Origin of the sequence: Streptomyces sp. ML-6 (assembly GCF_030116705.1) — a bacterium.
In the GTDB taxonomy this organism is placed as follows: Bacteria; Actinomycetota; Actinomycetes; order Streptomycetales; family Streptomycetaceae; genus Streptomyces.
The window spans coordinates 1065782-1081401 of the sequence record NZ_JAOTIK010000001.1 but is presented as its reverse complement, the minus strand read 5'-3'; the positions used below and the strand labels follow the sequence as shown (position 1 = coordinate 1081401).

Sequence of the window (15620 nt, the reverse complement as noted above, 5' to 3'; positions counted from 1 at the left end):
TTCGTCCTCTCGACCGTCAGCGGAGCACCTTTCACGTGAACGACCAGCAGCGTCGCCGTCCCGCCAAGCCGCATCGCCGCCCCAAGAAGGATCCGGTCCGGTTCCTCGCCTTCGAGGCGCTCAGGGCCGTCGACGAACGCGACGCGTACGCCAACCTCGTCCTGCCCCCGCTGCTGAAGAAGGCCCGCGCCAAGGGCGACTTCGACCACCGGGACGCGGCGCTGGCGACCGAGCTGGTCTACGGGACGCTGCGCCGCCAGGGGACGTACGACGCGATCGTCGCGGCCTGCATCGACCGGCCGCTGCGCGAGGTCGACCAGCCGGTCCTGGACGTGATCGAGATGGGCGTGCACCAGCTGCTCGGCACCCGCATCCCCACCCACGCCGCGGTCTCCGCCAGCGTGGAACTGGCCCGGGTGGTGCTCGGCGAGGGCCGGGCCAAGTTCGTCAACGCCGTCCTGCGGAAGGTCTCCGCCGACGACCTCGACGGCTGGATCGCACGGGTGGCCCCCTCGTACGAGGAGGACCCCGAGGACCACCTCGCGATCGTGCACTCGCATCCGCGCTGGATCGTCTCCGCCCTGTGGGACGCGCTGGGCGGCGGCCGGGCCGGGATCGAGGACCTCCTGGAGGCGGACAACGAACGGCCCGAGGTCACCCTGGTCGCCCGCCCCGGCCGCGCCACCACCGACGAACTGCTCACCGCCCTCGGCGACGGGAACGGCCTGCCCGGCCGCTGGTCGCCGCATGCCGTGCGGATGGCGGAGGGCGGCGAGCCCGGCGCCCTGGAGGCGGTCCGGGAGGGCCGGGCCGGGGTCCAGGACGAGGGCAGCCAGCTGGTCGCCCTGGCCCTGGCCGACGCCCCCGTGGAGGGGAGCGACAGCCGCTGGCTCGACGGCTGCGCGGGACCGGGCGGAAAGGCCGCCCTGCTCGGTGCGCTGGCCGCCGGACGGGGCGCCGCCCTGATCGCCGCCGAGAAGCAGCCGCACCGGGCCCGGCTCGTCGAGCGAGCCCTGTCCGGCAACCCCGGCCCGTACCAGGTGGTCACCGCCGACGGCACCCGCCCGCCGTGGCGGCCGGGAAGTTTCGACCGGGTGCTGATGGACGTGCCGTGCTCCGGTCTCGGCGCGCTGCGCCGCCGCCCGGAGGCGCGCTGGCGCCGCCGCAGGGAGGACCTGGAGAACTTCGCCCCGCTGCAACGGTCGCTGCTGCGCGAGGCGTTGGCGGCGGTGCGGGTCGGCGGCGTCGTCGGCTACGCGACCTGCTCGCCGCACCTCGCGGAGACCCGGGTCGTCGTCGAGGACGTGCTCAAGGGGCGCGGCGGCCGGTCCGTGGAAGCGGAGTGGGTGGACGCCCGCCCGCTGCTGCCGGGGGTGCCCGCGCTGGGCGACGGCCCGGACGTCCAGCTGTGGCCGCACCTGCACGGCACGGACGCGATGTACCTGGCGCTGCTGCGGCGCACCGCCTGAGGAACCGGCCGGCCCGGGGCCGCTGCGTCTTCCTGCAACGGTGGCCCCCGGGGCGCCCGCCCCGGGCCGAAACGTCCGGATCATGCGGCCGGGAGCGCCCGGATCGCGCGAACTGTAATGATCCCGTGAGGCTTTGGCGGGCACCGGGGCGGGGAAGCGGCGCGGAACGTGGCAGGCTTGGCTCATGGCCCAGATCAACCCCAGCATCCTGTCCGCCGACTTCGCCCGCCTCGCCGAGGAGGCGAAGGCAGTCGAAGGTGCCGACTGGCTCCATGTCGATGTGATGGACAACCACTTCGTGCCCAACCTGACCCTCGGCGTGCCGATCGTGGAATCGCTCAGCCGGGCCACGGACACCCCGCTGGACTGCCATCTGATGATCGAGGACGCGGACCGCTGGGCGCCGCAGTACGTCGAGGCCGGCGCGGGCTCCGTCACCTTCCACGTGGAGGCCGCGGCGGCGCCCGTGCGGCTGGCGCGGGAGATCCGGGCCAAGGGGGCCCGCGCCTCCATGGCGCTCAAGCCCGCGACGCCGATCGAGCCGTACGAGGACCTGCTGCCCGAGCTCGACATGCTGCTGATCATGACGGTGGAGCCGGGCTTCGGCGGCCAGGCGTTCCTGGACATCATGCTGCCGAAGATCCGCCGCACCCGTGAGCTGATCTCCAAGCACGGCCTCGAACTGTGGCTCCAGGTCGACGGCGGGGTCTCCGAGTCCACCATCGAGCGGTGCGCCGAGGCCGGGGCGGACGTGTTTGTCGCGGGTTCCGCGGTGTACGGGGCGAAGGACCCGGCCGAAGCGGTGCGGGCGCTGCGCACCAGGGCCGAGGGGGCCACCGCCTCGGCGACCCGGGCCTGCGGTCACTGAGATCCGGACCGCCCGGGTTTCCGTTCGTGGGTCGGCCCGGCCAAGGGCAGATGAACTCGGTCCGACGGGGCCGATCAGGGGGCGCCGGATCTGACAGGATGAACGGCGTATCGAGAGTGTGAACAGCAGTGAGGAGATCGCGGTGTCTGCAATGTCGGCGGGTCGGTCCGCCCTGCGGATGGGGCCCGCGGAGCTGGTGCAGGCGGCGGCCATGGCCCGCCGCTTCTACCTCGAGGGAAAGTCGAAGATCCAGATCGCCGAGGAGTTCGGCGTCAGCCGTTTCAAGGTGGCCCGGGTCCTGGAGACGGCTCTTGAGCGCGACCTCGTACGGATCGAGATCCGCGTTCCCGCCGAGCTGGACGCCGAGCGCTCCGACGCGCTCCGGGCCCGCTACGGGCTGCGCCACGCGGTCGTCGTCGAATCCCCCGCGGAGGAGCAGGACGACGCACCCGACCCGGAGAACCTGGGCGAGGTCGCGGCCGATCTCCTCGGCGAACTGGTGAACGAGGGCGATGTGCTCGGCCTGGCCTGGGGCCGGTCGACCATCCACATGGCGGCGGCGCTCGACCGGCTGCCGCCGTGCACGGTCGTGCAGCTCACCGGGGTGTACGACGCGGGGACGGCCGAGCGCGGTTCGGTCGAGGCGGTCCGGCGGGCGGCGCAGGTGTCGGGCGGTGAGGCCCACCCCATCTACGCCCCGATGCTGCTGCCCGACCCGGCCACGGCCGCCGCGCTGCGGCACCAGACCGGTATCGCCCGTGCCTTCGAGTACTTCGACAAGGTGACCGTCGCCGCGGTCTCCATCGGTTCCTGGGAGCCGGGCATCTCGACCGTCCACGACATGCTCTCGGACGAGGAGCGGGCGCACTACGCCTCGCTCGGCGTCGCAGCGGAGATGTCCGCGCACCTCTTCGACGCCGAGGGGCGGCGGGTCGGCCGGGACCTGGGGGAGCGGTGCATCACGGTCCAGGCGGACCGGCTGCGCCGGATTCCCGAGGTGGTGGCGATCGCGGGCGGCCAGCGCAAGGCCGCGGCGATCGGCGCGGTGCTGAGGTCCGGGCTGGTCACCAGCCTGGTGACGGACACGGCGGCGGCCGACCACCTGCTGACGGAGTCGCCCGCGCCGCAGCGTCCGGCACTGGAGCGGGCCGACCCGGACGGCGACTGACCGGGGACGAGGACACGGAGGAGGCCCCCGCCGGACCCGACGTGCCGGGCGGGGGCCTCCTGCGAGCTCCGCGGCGGTCTCAGTCCGGGGCCACGCCCAGGACCGTCGCCTCCAGGTACTCCTCGGGCTCCTCGTACTGCCCCACGTCGGCCGGGTTGTAGCGGGGGGTCTGCCGCGACCAGTCCAGATTGCCGCGCATCCAGCTCCGCATCCCGTCCAGGTACGGCGAGAGCATCCACGACAGCTGGGGGTAGGCCTCCAGCAGCTCGGCCTCCGCGGCGAGGAATCGCCGGGTCTCCGTCTCGATCTCCGCGCAGACGTGTTCGATCGCCTGCCGCTTGCCGTGGCCGCGGTGGTGCCGGACCAGGTGGACCAGGTTGTGGATCTCCCCGAGCACCTGCTCCTTCTCATAGGAGTACACGTCGTTGGCCCAGCACACGACGTTGCACGAGGCTTCCAGGGCCGTGATGAACCGGGAGTCGTTGTGTATCGACTCGGGGGCCTCGATGCCGGCCACGATCTCTATCAGGTCCATGCAGACGTGTATCGCCCCGGTGTGGCGCCGCTTGGCGATGTACGTCTCCTCGGACGGCACCACGCCCGCGGCCCGGTTGCCGGCCTCCCAGGTGGTGGCCGTCGTGAGGTAGGTGGTCACGTGCCAGGCGAACCGGGTGCGCCAGTGCGCGGCCGTGCCGGGCGTCGTGCGTTCCCACAGGTCGGCCAGGGCGATCACGGCCGCGGGCAGTTCCTCGTCCGGCAGGACGACCGGACCGGGGCTCTCGACCACGGAACGCATCACGTCGACCACGTCCCGCACCCGCTCCGGGCTGCGGCCGAGATGGCCGTCGTCGAGCTGGTCGTCGACGAGGAACAGCCACACGAACCAGTCGGCGACGAGGTCCAGATTCTTGCTGTCGGCGGTCGGGTAGACCATGCCGACGAACGCCCCGAAGTCCGCCTGCTCGAAGCGCTCTCTGGCTGAATCCCGGTGCACCAGACCGGTGTTGCGGATCCATTCGGCGAGGTGGATCCGGGTGTGTCCGACGTGCGGGTTGGTCCGCTGGGGGAACGGGCAGTAGATGTCCGGCAGTTCGCTCTCCACGGGGGGTCGTGATCCTCTCCGGTCGTACGGGTGGCGGAAGTTGTGACCCTTCCGACTGTTCCTCCGGGGCGTAGTCGTGACCCACGGGACCTGCGGATTTGAAGCTACCCGAGCCCTTGTCACCAGGTCCAGGGAAGATGATCGCGAATGCTTCGAAAGCGCTTCGGGCGGAGTCGCCCGGCAAGACGGGTTCCGCTTGTCCGGGTTCCGCCGATTCCTTTCGGAGGAACGCACGAACGCGGGGGTCATTTGTTGTGTCTTGCTGGGGGCGACCTGTTCGATTTCGTATGAAAAAATGAGTCTTATGCGTTTTCTTGAGCCCGGCACCGGTCGCTACACGGATTCTCCCTCGGTCCCCTACGACCTCACGTACGACGATGTCTTCATGGTTCCGGGCCGTTCCGCGGTCGGTTCCCGCCAGGGTGTCGACCTCTCCTCGCCCGACGGCACCGGCACCACCATTCCGCTCGTCGTCGCGAACATGACGGCCATCGCGGGCCGCCGGATGGCCGAAACCGTCGCCCGCCGGGGTGGCCTCGTCGTCATCCCGCAGGACATCCCGATCGAGGTCGTCACCGACGTCATCTCCTGGGTGAAAACGCGCCACCTGGTGCTCGACACACCGATCGTACTGACCCCGGGCCAGACGGTCGCCGACGCCCTGTCCCTGCTCCACAAGCGCGCGCACGGCGCGGGCGTCGTCGTCGACGGGGAGCACCGGCCCGTCGGCGTCGTCACGGAGCACGACCTGAACGGCGTCGACCGCTTCACCCAGCTCTCCGAGGTCATGTCCAAGGACCTGGTGCTGCTCGAGGCGGACATCGATCCGCGCGACGCGTTCAACCGGCTCGACGGCGCCAACCGCAAGCTCGCCCCCGCGGTCGACGCGGACGGCCGGCTCGCCGGCATCCTCACCCGCAAGGCCGCCCTGCGCGCCACCCTGTACACCCCCGCCATCGACGCCGGGGGCCGGCTGCGGATCGCCGCCGCCGTCGGCATCAACGGCGACGTCGAGGGCAAGGCCGGGCAGCTCCTCGCCGCCGGGGTCGACACGCTCGTCGTGGACACCGCCCACGGCCACCAGGAGTCCATGATCGGCGCGGTCCGTGCGGTGCGCGCGCTCGGCCCGAAGGTGCCGGTCGTCGCGGGCAACGTCGTCGCCGCCGAGGGCGTGCGCGACCTCGTCGAGGCCGGCGCGGACATCGTCAAGGTCGGTGTCGGCCCCGGCGCCATGTGCACCACCCGGATGATGACCGGAGTGGGCCGCCCGCAGTTCTCCGCCGTGCTGGAGTGCGCCGCCGAGGCCCGCAGGCACGGCAAGCACGTCTGGGCGGACGGCGGGGTGCGCCACCCGCGCGATGTCGCGATGGCGCTCGCCGCCGGTGCCTCCAACGTGATGATCGGCTCCTGGTTCGCCGGTACGTACGAGTCGCCCGGCGACCTCCAGCAGTCCGCCGACGGCCGCCTCTACAAGGAGTCCTTCGGGATGGCGTCCGCGCGCGCCGTGAAGAACCGCACCTCGGAGGAGTCCGCGTACGACCGGGCCCGCAAGGCGCTCTTCGAGGAGGGCATCTCCACCTCGCGGATGTTCCTAGACCCGGCCAGGCCCGGCGTCGAGGACCTGATCGACTCGATCATCGCGGGCGTCCGCTCCTCCTGCACCTACGCCGGAGCGGCCTCCCTGGCGGAGTTCGCCGAGAAGGCGGTGGTCGGAGTGCAGAGCGCCGCCGGATACGCCGAGGGCAAGCCGCTGCACGCCAGCTGGAACTGATCCCGCGGGTCCCGCGGGATCCCCGGAACCGGTGCCCCTCCGGGCCGTTCGAGCCCGGAGGGGCACCGGTGCGTCCGGGGGAGTCCGGCAGGGGCCGAGGATGTCCGGTTCCTGACAATCCATGGCACGACTGTGCGCATCAACCCCGTTGGAATGTAAGTAACATGAACCGTGATCAGCTTCCTGTTCCTCTGTGGTAAGGGATCTCATGTCCTTCTTCACCGACCTGGCCCAGCAGTACATCGACGGAGAATGGAGGCCGGGCAAGGGATCCTGGGACATCATCGACTTCAACCCGTACAACGGGGAGAAGCTCGCCGAGATCACGGTCGCCACGGCCGGCGAGGTGGACCAGGCGTACCGCGCGGCGGAGGCCGCCCAGCAGGCCTGGGGCGACACCAACCCGTACAGTCGCCGCATGGTCCTGGAGCGGGCCCTGCGCATCGTCGAGGAGCGCGAGGCCGAGATCGGCGACGCGATCGTCGCGGAGCTGGGCGGCACCCGGGTGAAGGCGGCCTTCGAGCTGCACCTGGCCAAGGAGTTCCTGCGGGAGTCGATCCAGCTCGCGCTGCGGCCCTCGGGCCAGATCCTGCCCTCGCCGACCGAGGGCAAGGAGAACCGGGTCTACCGGATGCCCGTCGGGGTCGTCGGGGTCATCAGCCCCTTCAACTTCCCGTTCCTGCTGTCGCTGAAGTCCGTCGCCCCCGCCCTGGCGCTCGGCAACGCCGTGGTGCTCAAGCCGCACCAGAACACCCCGGTCTGCGGCGGCACGCTGGTGGCGAAGGTGTTCGAGGAGGCGGGGCTGCCCGCCGGTCTGCTGAACGTCGTGGTCACCGACATCGCCGAGATCGGTGACGCGCTGCTGGAGCACCCCGTGCCCCAGGTCATCTCCTTCACCGGCTCGGACAAGGTGGGGCGGCACGTCGCCACGGTGTGCGCGGCGAACCTCAAGCGCGCCGTGCTCGAACTCGGCGGCAACAGCGCGCTGATCGTCCTCGACGACGCCGACCTGGACTACGCCGTGGACGCGGCCGTCTTCAGCCGGTACGTGCACCAGGGGCAGGTCTGCATGGCCGCCAACCGCATCCTGGTCGACCGGGCGGTGGAGAAGGAGTTCACCGAGAAGTTCGTCGCGAAGGTCGCCTCCCTCAAGGTCGGCGACCCGGCCGACCCCGAGACCGTCATCGGCCCGCTGATCAACTCCTCGCAGGCCGAGGCCGTCTCCTCGCTCGTGGACCAGACCGTGGAGGCCGGTGCCACGGCACTGCTGCACGGCCGGGCCGAGGGCAACCTGGTGAGCCCGTCCGTGCTGACCGGGCTGGCCGCCGATTCCCCCGTCCTGTCCCAGGAGATCTTCGGCCCGGTCGCGCTCCTCGTGCCGTTCGACGGCGAGGACGAGGCGGTCCGGATCGCCAACGACACCCCGTACGGGCTGAGCGGTGCGGTGCACACCGGCAACATCGAACGCGGCGTACGGGTCGGGCAGCGCATCCGCACCGGCATGATCCACATCAACGACGGCACGGTCCACGACGAGCCCATCGTCCCGTTCGGCGGCGAGAAGAGCTCGGGCCTCGGCCGGCTCAACGGCGACTCGATGGTCGAGGCCTTCACCACCCAGAAGTGGATCTCGGTGCAGCACGGCCGCTCGCGGTTCCCGTTCTGAGCCTTCCACCGCTCCGACTTCTCCGCGGCCGTGCCGCCCGGTCCCGGCCTTCCGGGACCGGGCGGCACGGCCGCCGCCATGGTGGGCGCGCCGGACCGTGCGGGGCCGTGGTCTACTTCGGTGGCGGCCCGTGCCGCCCACCGAAACCGGCCATCGCAGAGAAGTGAACCGCCCGCCGTGCGCCTGAACGACCTCGACGAACGCATCGTCCACGCCCTCGCCGAAGACGCCCGGCGCTCCTACGCGGACATCGGAGCCATGATCGGCCTGTCCGCGCCCGCCGTGAAACGCCGGGTGGACCGGCTGCGCGCCGAGGGCGCCATCACCGGCTTCACGGTCCGGGTGGACCCGGCGGCGCTGGGCTGGGAGACCGAGGGGTTCATCGAGATCTACTGCAGCCGCAACACCTCGCCGGAGGCGATCAAGCAGGGCCTCGCCCGGTACCCGGAGATCGCGTCGGCCTCCACGGTGACCGGCGACGCCGACGCGATCGTGCAGGTCTTCGCCGCGGACATGCGCCACTTCGAGCAGGTGCTGGAGCGGATCGCGGGCGAGCCCTACGTGGAGCGGACCAAGTCCGTCCTGGTGCTGTCGCCGCTGCTGCGACGGTACTCGTCGGGCGTGCCCGAGTAGCGGCCCCGCAGCCTCGCCCCCGACCGGCGCGGGGCTACGGACAAGGGGTCCGGGTGAGACCTGGATCACGCGTGTGACCTGCGAAGACGTCCCGCGCAATGAATCGCCGGAACAGGCGGTGCCCACGCAATGGATCGACGGTGCACGCGCAACGGTCACGTCTTGTCCGGCCCGAGCGGCGGACCGTACCGTCGATACGTCCCCGCCCCGCCCGCACCGCCCGAGGTCAGCCATGCCGTCGTTGCGCACCGCCCTGCTCCAGAGCTCCGGACGCCCCGGGCGCGTGGACGAGAACCTCGAGGTGCTCGACGACGCCGCGCGGCGGGCGGCCGAGGCCGGTGCCCGGCTGCTGGTCTGCCCCGAACTCTTCCTGACCGGCTACGCGATCGGGGCCGACGTCGCCCGGCTGGCCGAGCCGGCCGACGGGCCGTCCCTCCGGGCCGTCGGCGAGATCGCCGCCCGGCACGGACTCGCCGTCCTCCACGGCTACCCGGAACGCGCGGGCGAGCGGATCTTCAACGCCGCGCAGCTCGTCGGCCCGGACGGGGCGGTACTGGCCGGCTACCGCAAGACGCACCTGTTCGGCGACTTCGAGCAGAAGTGGTTCACCCCGGGCGAGCAGACCGTGGTCCAGGCCGACCTGGACGGCGTACGCATCGGCATCGTGATCTGCTACGACGTCGAGTTCCCGGAGAACGTCCGCGCGCACGCCCTCGCGGGCACCGACCTGCTCCTGGTGCCCACCGCGCTGATGCACCCCTTCTCGTTCGTCGCCGAGTCCCTCGTGCCGGTCCGCGCCTTCGAGAACCAGATGTACGTGGCGTACGCCAACCGGACGGGGCAGGAGGGCGAGTTCGAGTTCGTCGGACTGAGCTGCCTGGCCGGCCCCGACGGCACCGCCCGCACCCGCGCCGGACGCGGCGAGGAACTGGTCATCGGCGAGGTGGACCCCCGCTTCCTGAGCGCCTCGCGCGCCGCCAACCCGTATCTGCGCGACCGCCGCCCCGGTCTGTACGGCTCCCTCGCCCCGGCCCGTACGGCTCCCTGACCCGAGCCCGCACCCCCGTTCCACCTTCTTTCACCACCGCGCAAGGAGTCCGTACCCCATGACGTCCACGGTGCCCAACGCCGTCCAGCACACCGACGCCACCGCCGAGCCGATCACGATGTTCGGGCCGGACTTCCCCTACGCGTACGACGACTTCCTGGCACACCCGGCCGGGATCGGGCAGATCCCGGCGACCGAGCACGGCACCGAGGTGGCCGTCATCGGCGGCGGACTGTCCGGCATCGTCGCCGCGTACGAGCTGATGAAGATGGGGCTCAAGCCCGTCGTCTACGAGGCGGACCGGATCGGCGGCCGGCTGCGCACCGTCGGGTTCGACGGCTGCGACCCGGACCTCACCGCCGAGATGGGCGCGATGCGCTTCCCGCCGTCCTCCACCGCCCTCCAGCACTACATCGACCTGGTCGGCCTGGAGACGAAGCCGTTCCCCAACCCGCTCTCCCCGGCCACCCCGTCGACCGTCGTCGACCTCAAGGGCGAGTCCCACTACGCGCGGACCATCGACGACCTTCCGCAGGTCTACCGCGACGTGATGGACGCCTGGAACCGCTGCCTGGAGGAGGGCGCCGACTTCTCCGACATGAACCGCGCGATGCGCGAGCGCGACGTGCCGCGCATCCGGGAGATCTGGGCGAGGCTCGTCGAGAAGCTCGACAACCAGACCTTCTACGGCTTCCTCTGCGACTCCGACGCCTTCAAGTCCTTCCGGCACCGGGAGATCTTCGGCCAGGTCGGCTTCGGCACCGGCGGCTGGGACACCGACTTCCCCAACTCCATCCTGGAGATCCTGCGCGTCGTCTACACCGAGGCGGACGACCACCACCGGGGCATCGTCGGCGGCAGCCAGCAGCTCCCGCTGCGGCTGTGGGACCGCGAGCCGCAGAAGATCGTCCACTGGCCGCTCGGCACCTCGCTGTCCTCGCTGCACGGCGGCGAGCCGCGCCCGGCCGTGACCCGGATGAACCGCACCGCCGGCAACCGGATCACCGTCACCGACGCCACCGGCGACATCCGCACCTACCCGGCCGCGATCTTCACCGGGCAGTCCTGGCTGCTGCTCTCGAAGGTCGACTGCGACGACACGCTCTTCCCGATCGACCACTGGACGGCGATGGAGCGCACCCACTACATGGAGTCGTCCAAGCTGTTCGTCCCGGTCGACCGGCCGTTCTGGCTGGACAAGGACGAGTCGACCGGCCGGGACGCCATGTCGATGACGCTCACCGACCGGATGACCCGGGGGACGTACCTCCTGGACGACGGCCCCGACCGGCCCGCCGTCATCTGCCTCTCGTACACCTGGTGCGACGACAGCCTGAAGTGGCTGCCGCTCTCCCCGGCCGAGCGCATGGACGTCATGCTCAAGTCGCTCGGCGAGATCTACCCGCACGTGGACATCAGGAAGCACATCATCGGCAACCCGGTGACGGTCTCCTGGGAGAACGAGCCCTACTTCATGGGGGCGTTCAAGGCCAACCTGCCCGGCCACTACCGCTACCAGCGGCGGCTGTTCACCCACTTCATGCAGGACCGGCTGCCCGCCGACCGGCGCGGGCTGTTCCTCGCGGGCGACGACATCTCCTGGACGGCCGGATGGGCCGAGGGCGCCGTGCAGACCGCGCTCAACGCCGTGTGGGGCGTGATGCACCAGTTCGGCGGCGAGACGGACCCGACGAACCCCGGCCCCGGCGACGTCTTCGACGACATCGCCCCGGTCGAACTCCCGGAGAACTGAGTCTCCGGGAGAACAGAACGCCCGGCGGCCTCCGAGAGCCCACCGGGCGCCCCTGGGACCGGCGGGCGCACGGGAGGGCCCCACCCCTCCGTGCGCCCGTCCTTCACCCGGTCCCTCCGGTGCTACGCGGGCCGGCAGACGCTGCGCTGCCGCCCGAGGCCCGAGATCTCGACCTCCATCACGTCGCCCGGACCCAGGTAGGGGAAGCGGCCGGACAGCGCCACGCCCTGCGGGGTACCGGTGTTGATGACGTCACCGGGCTCCAGCACCAGGTACTGCGACAGGTGGTGCACCAGATGCGCCACGCTGAAGATCATGTCCGCGGTGCTGGAGTCCTGCCGCGGCTCGCCGTTGACGTGGCTGCGCAGCCGCAGGTCCTGCGGGTCGCCGACCTCGTCGGCCGTCACCAGCACCGGGCCCAGCGGGTTGAACGTGGCACAGCTCTTGCCCTTGGACCACTGACCGCCCGACTCCTCCAGCTGGAAGGCGCGTTCGGAGACGTCGTTGCTGACGGCGTAGCCCGCGATGTGCGCGGCGGCGTCGGCGGGGGAGTCCAGGTAGGAGGCGCGGCGGCCGATGACGACGGCCAGCTCCACCTCCCAGTCCGTCTTCTTCGAGCCGCGCGGGATGAGCACGTCGTCGTACGGGCCGACGACCGTGTTCGGCGACTTGTAGAAGAGGATCGGCTGCTCGGGCGGTTCGGCACCCGACTCCGCGGCGTGGGCCGCGTAGTTCTGGCCGATGCACAGCAGCGCGGAGGGCCGGGCCACCGGGGCGCCGACCCGCAGGCCCGTGATGTCGATCTCGGGGAGCACGGGCTCGGCGGGGATCAGGCCCGGGTCGTCCGCGAGCGCGGCGAGGAACGCGCCGTCGATGTCGTCGGTGACGCCGGACAGGTCGTGGTGACGGCCTTCGGGACGGACGAGGACCGGGCGCTCGTGGCCCGGCTCGCCGATGCGCATCAGTCGCATGGGAGGAACTTTCTCAAGGGGGTGGAGTGTCAGGGAGGTTCAGTGCAGACGGGCGAGGGCGTCGACCGTGACGGCGTGCAGCGGCGGTCGCCCGGAGAACAGGCGCAGCACCTCGTCGACGGCGCTCGCGCCGAGCTGCTGCCGGCATTCGGTGGTGCCCGCCGCCTGGTGCGGGGTGAGCAGCACGTTCGGCAGGGAGCGGAACGGGTGGTCCGTTGGCAGTGGTTCGGTGTCGAAGACGTCGATCGCCGCGTCCAGCCGGCCCGTGGCCAGCTCGGCGAGCAGTGCGTCCTCGTCGACCAGCCACGACCTCGCGGTGTTCACCAGACCGGCCCCGTCCGGCATCAGCGTCAGCTGCGCGGCACCGATCATCCGGTGGGTCTCCTCGGTGACCGGGGCGTGCACGGCGACGATCCGGCTGCGTGACAGCAGCATGTCGAGCGGTACGCGCTCCACGCCGAGCTCCCGCGCGTCCGCCTCGGAGAGGTACGGGTCGCTCACGCCCACCCGTGCCCCCAGTGCCCTCGCCAGGGCGATGTACGCGCGCCCGGTGCGGGAGGCGCCGATGACCCCGATGGGGCTGCCGTGGATCTCGTGGCGTGGCGGGGCCTGGCCGGCTTCGTTCCAGTCGGCTCCGTTGTGCAGGGCGTGGTCGAAGCGGTGGATGCGGTGGAGCAGGGTGAGGGTGAAGGCGAGGGCGACTTCGGCGACCGGGCGGGCCATCGCGTCGCCGGCCTGGGTGACGAGGATGCCGCGCCGGAAGACTTCCTCGGTGACGTACGGGGCGACCGCCGAGCCGGTGTGGGCGACCAGTTCCAGCCGGTCGGCGGCGTCGAGGAGTTCCTCGCTGAGGCGGGGTGTTCCCCAGGAGGTGATCAGGGCTCGGGCGCCGGGCAGCGCCGCCGTCACCGCCGCCCGGTCGGTGTGGTGGTCGAGGACGGTCAGCTCCGCGGCCCGTTCCAGCTCCTGCCACACCTGGGGGGTGAAGAACTGCTCGCGCAGGTGCGGGGGGACGGCGACGACGGCCCGCGGCAGGCGGGCCGTCCCCGGGTCAGGAGAGCCAGGCATCGAGGTGCTCCGTGACGAAGGCGTCGTCGGTGAGCCAGGGGTAGGCCGTGGCGACCCGGGTGATCTCCTCGGCCTGTCCGGGAGACAGGACCTCCTTCGGATCGAGGCAGCGGGTGTTCGCCAGCAGGCCCTGGCGGCGCAGTACTTCGTGGACGCCGGCGATGCAGCCGCGGAATGCGCCGCGTACGTCGAAGACGGCGCTGTTGGCGTCGGTGAGTTCGGGGCGGCGGGCCAGGCAGCGCACCATGGCGTCGTGGTTTCCGGTGCGTGCGTGGCGGATGTCGTCGAGGAGGGTGACGGCGGAGCTGGTCCATACGGCCCACTGGCCGAGGAGGCCGCCGGCGAACCAGCGGGGTCCGTCGGGTGTGGTGCCGTAGGGGGTGAGGAGGTCGCCGATGATGTCGTCGTCGTTGCCGGTGTACAGGGCCACCTGGTCGGCGCGGTCGGCGGCGGTCACGGCGCGGATGACGTCGGCGGTGCGGTAGCGGTCGAAGGGGGCGATCTTGACGGCGGCGGTGTTGGGGAGGTCGGTGAACGAGGACCAGAAGTGCGGCGAGAGGTAGCGGCCGCCGACGGCTTCCTGGAGGTAGAAGCCGATCACCGGCAGCACTTCGCCGACGGCGCGGGCCCGGTCCAGCAGGCCCTTCTCGTCCGCGCCGGGCACGGCGGGGCTCAGCAGCACGGCGTCGTAGCCGAGTTCGGCTGCGGTCTCGGCCTCGGCGACGGCCTGGGCGGTGTAGCCGCAGGCCCCGGCGATCTTGATGAAGGGGCGGCCGGCCTCGGTGTCGATGGTCTCGGCCGCCAGTTCCAGGACCGGCCGGAAGAGGCCGACTTCCGGTTCGCGGATCTCGAACTGGGTGGTGTGCACGGCGACGGCGACGCCGCCCGCGCCCGAGGCGAGGTAGTAGCGGGTCAGTGCGCGCTGGCGGCGCTCGTCGAAGGAGCCGTCGTCGTGCAGGGCGAGCGGGTGCGCGGGGATCACCGCACCGCGGGCGAGCACGTCCAGGGCACCGGAAGAGACGGAAGGGGCGCCGGAGGGGGTTCCGGACAGGAGGGAGGGAGTGGACACGGGGATCAGAACCTTCCGTCGCGGACCTGGAACTTGGTGGGCTTGCCGGACAGCGGCAGCCCGCGGCGCAGCCAGTCGGCCTGCCATTCGACGAGGGTGCGCAGGGAGACGTCCGGGTAGCCGAACAGGGCGTGGCAGCGGCTGGCGTCGGAGAGCAGCGCGGTGGGCGCTTCCTCGCCGGCGACGACCGGCTCCTTGCCGAATTCCTCGCCGAACCAGTGGGCGAGGCGGCGCACCGGGGCGGTTTCGGGGCCGGTGAGGTTGAGGGTGAAGGCCTCGCCGTCGGTGGCGTGCAGCAGGGTGCGCAGGGCGACTTCGTTGGCGTATCCCTGCCAGACCACGTTGGCGTGACCGGTCGTCACGTCGACGCTCTGGCCGGTGTGGACGCGGTGGGCGATGTCGGCGAGGACGCCGTAGCGCAGGTCGACGGCGTAGTTGAGGCGGATGTTGGCGACCCTGGTGCCGCGGGTGAGGGCCGCGTGGTCGAAGATGCGTTCGCGGCCCAGGCAGGACATGGCGTACTCGCCGACCGGGCCGACGGGGTCGCTCTCGGTGCAGCCGCCGGAGGAGACCGGCACCAGCGGGTACACGTTGCCGGTGGAGAACGCGGCGATCCGCGCCGTGGGCCAGCGGCGCGCCACCCGGTCGGGCAGGGCGGCGTTCACCGCCCAGGCGTGTGAAGGGGCCCCGGCGGAGCCGAATTTGGCGCCGACCATGAAGACGACGTTCCCGGCGTCCGGCAGCTCGGCCAGGTCGGCGGCCGGGTCCATGAGGTCGAAGGCGACGGTGGAGATGCCGGCGGCCTCCAGTTCGTCGGCGGCGGACTTGTCGGACCAGCGGGAGACCGCGTACACGGTCACATCGGGGCGGCCGGCGGCGTCCAGCGCCCGGCGGGCCAGCCGGCACAGGCTGGGGCCCATCTTGCCGCCGGCGCCGAGGATGAGCAGGTCGCCCTCCAGGCGGCCGAGGTCGGCGGTCAGGGCGGGGGTGGGGGTGGCGAGCCGCTCTTCGAGCGCGGCCTCATCGGTGAACAT

At 71.7% G+C, this 15620-nt stretch carries 13 protein-coding genes; 8 read left to right on the top strand and 5 right to left on the bottom strand.

Translation table 11 applies throughout. The features are described from left to right. Positions 1 to 35: 35 nt before the first annotated feature. The 3 genes from OCT49_RS04675 (at position 36) to OCT49_RS04665 (ending at position 3505) form a co-directional block, all read left to right on the top strand. Positions 36 to 1469, top strand: coding sequence for an RsmB/NOP family class I SAM-dependent RNA methyltransferase (locus OCT49_RS04675; RefSeq protein WP_283850630.1), 1434 nt, complete (start codon positions 36 to 38; stop codon positions 1467 to 1469). A 184-nt stretch (positions 1470 to 1653) separates the two neighbouring features. Beyond that, positions 1654 to 2337 (top strand): ribulose-phosphate 3-epimerase, encoded by a 684-nt coding sequence (gene rpe, locus OCT49_RS04670; protein WP_283850629.1) that lies wholly within the window; start codon positions 1654 to 1656, stop codon positions 2335 to 2337. A 151-nt stretch (positions 2338 to 2488) separates the two neighbouring features. Continuing rightward, positions 2489 to 3505, top strand: coding sequence for a sugar-binding transcriptional regulator (locus OCT49_RS04665; RefSeq protein ID WP_283855666.1), 1017 nt, complete (start codon positions 2489 to 2491; stop codon positions 3503 to 3505). A 79-nt stretch (positions 3506 to 3584) separates the two neighbouring features. Here OCT49_RS04665 and OCT49_RS04660 read toward each other — a convergent pair whose 3' ends face one another. Next, positions 3585 to 4607 (bottom strand): terpene synthase family protein, encoded by a 1023-nt coding sequence (locus tag OCT49_RS04660; protein WP_283850628.1) that lies wholly within the window; start codon positions 4605 to 4607, stop codon positions 3585 to 3587. 304 nt (positions 4608 to 4911) lie between these two features. On the opposite strand from OCT49_RS04660, the gene OCT49_RS04655 reads away from it, so the two are divergent. The 5 genes from OCT49_RS04655 to OCT49_RS04635 all read left to right on the top strand — a co-directional run bounded on the left by OCT49_RS04655 (position 4912) and on the right by OCT49_RS04635 (position 11478). Next, positions 4912 to 6378 (top strand): GuaB1 family IMP dehydrogenase-related protein, encoded by a 1467-nt coding sequence (locus tag OCT49_RS04655; protein WP_283850627.1) that lies wholly within the window; start codon positions 4912 to 4914, stop codon positions 6376 to 6378. Positions 6379 to 6586: 208 nt separating this feature from the next. Continuing rightward, the gene (locus OCT49_RS04650) at positions 6587 to 8044 is read left to right on the top strand and encodes an aldehyde dehydrogenase family protein (protein ID WP_283850626.1); all 1458 of its coding nucleotides are present in this window, start codon (positions 6587 to 6589) and stop codon (positions 8042 to 8044) included. A 177-nt stretch (positions 8045 to 8221) separates the two neighbouring features. After that, positions 8222 to 8677: an Lrp/AsnC family transcriptional regulator gene (locus tag OCT49_RS04645; RefSeq protein WP_283850625.1), complete on the top strand. Its 456-nt coding sequence runs from the start codon at positions 8222 to 8224 to the stop codon at positions 8675 to 8677. 232 nt (positions 8678 to 8909) lie between these two features. Continuing rightward, on the top strand, positions 8910 to 9725 hold the full coding sequence (locus tag OCT49_RS04640) for a carbon-nitrogen hydrolase family protein (protein ID WP_283850624.1): 816 nt from the start codon (positions 8910 to 8912) through the stop codon (positions 9723 to 9725). Positions 9726 to 9783: 58 nt separating this feature from the next. Continuing rightward, positions 9784 to 11478 (top strand): flavin monoamine oxidase family protein, encoded by a 1695-nt coding sequence (locus OCT49_RS04635; RefSeq protein WP_283850623.1) that lies wholly within the window; start codon positions 9784 to 9786, stop codon positions 11476 to 11478. Between the two features lie 122 nt (positions 11479 to 11600). Here OCT49_RS04635 and OCT49_RS04630 read toward each other — a convergent pair whose 3' ends face one another. From OCT49_RS04630 to OCT49_RS04615, 4 genes are read right to left on the bottom strand one after another with little or no spacing between them, the layout of a single operon-like run. Further along, the gene (locus OCT49_RS04630; RefSeq protein ID WP_283850622.1) at positions 11601 to 12449 is read right to left on the bottom strand and encodes a fumarylacetoacetate hydrolase family protein; all 849 of its coding nucleotides are present in this window, start codon (positions 12447 to 12449) and stop codon (positions 11601 to 11603) included. A 39-nt stretch (positions 12450 to 12488) separates the two neighbouring features. Continuing rightward, complete coding sequence (locus OCT49_RS04625) at positions 12489 to 13517, bottom strand: hydroxyacid dehydrogenase (protein WP_283850621.1); 1029 nt, start codon at positions 13515 to 13517, stop codon at positions 12489 to 12491. Continuing rightward, complete coding sequence (locus OCT49_RS04620; RefSeq protein ID WP_283855629.1) at positions 13501 to 14568, bottom strand: dihydrodipicolinate synthase family protein; 1068 nt, start codon at positions 14566 to 14568, stop codon at positions 13501 to 13503. Before OCT49_RS04620 ends, OCT49_RS04625 begins: the two co-directional genes overlap by 17 nt. 23 nt (positions 14569 to 14591) lie before the next feature. Next, positions 14592 to 15620, bottom strand: coding sequence for an NAD-dependent epimerase/dehydratase family protein (locus OCT49_RS04615; protein WP_283849942.1), 1029 nt, complete (start codon positions 15618 to 15620; stop codon positions 14592 to 14594).

Coding starts and splice junctions, on each gene's coding strand:
- rpe (WP_283850629.1), top strand. CDS start 1,654: ATGGCCCAGATCAACCCCAGCATCCTGTCCGCCGACTTCGCCCGCCTC.
- OCT49_RS04665 (WP_283855666.1), top strand. CDS start 2,489: ATGTCGGCGGGTCGGTCCGCCCTGCGGATGGGGCCCGCGGAGCTGGTG.
- OCT49_RS04655 (WP_283850627.1), top strand. CDS start 4,912: ATGCGTTTTCTTGAGCCCGGCACCGGTCGCTACACGGATTCTCCCTCG.
- OCT49_RS04650 (WP_283850626.1), top strand. CDS start 6,587: ATGTCCTTCTTCACCGACCTGGCCCAGCAGTACATCGACGGAGAATGG.
- OCT49_RS04640 (WP_283850624.1), top strand. CDS start 8,910: ATGCCGTCGTTGCGCACCGCCCTGCTCCAGAGCTCCGGACGCCCCGGG.
- OCT49_RS04635 (WP_283850623.1), top strand. CDS start 9,784: ATGACGTCCACGGTGCCCAACGCCGTCCAGCACACCGACGCCACCGCC.
- OCT49_RS04630 (WP_283850622.1), bottom strand. CDS start 12,449: ATGCGACTGATGCGCATCGGCGAGCCGGGCCACGAGCGCCCGGTCCTC.
- OCT49_RS04625 (WP_283850621.1), bottom strand. CDS start 13,517: ATGCCTGGCTCTCCTGACCCGGGGACGGCCCGCCTGCCGCGGGCCGTC.
- OCT49_RS04615 (WP_283849942.1), bottom strand. CDS start 15,620: ATGTTCACCGATGAGGCCGCGCTCGAAGAGCGGCTCGCCACCCCCACC.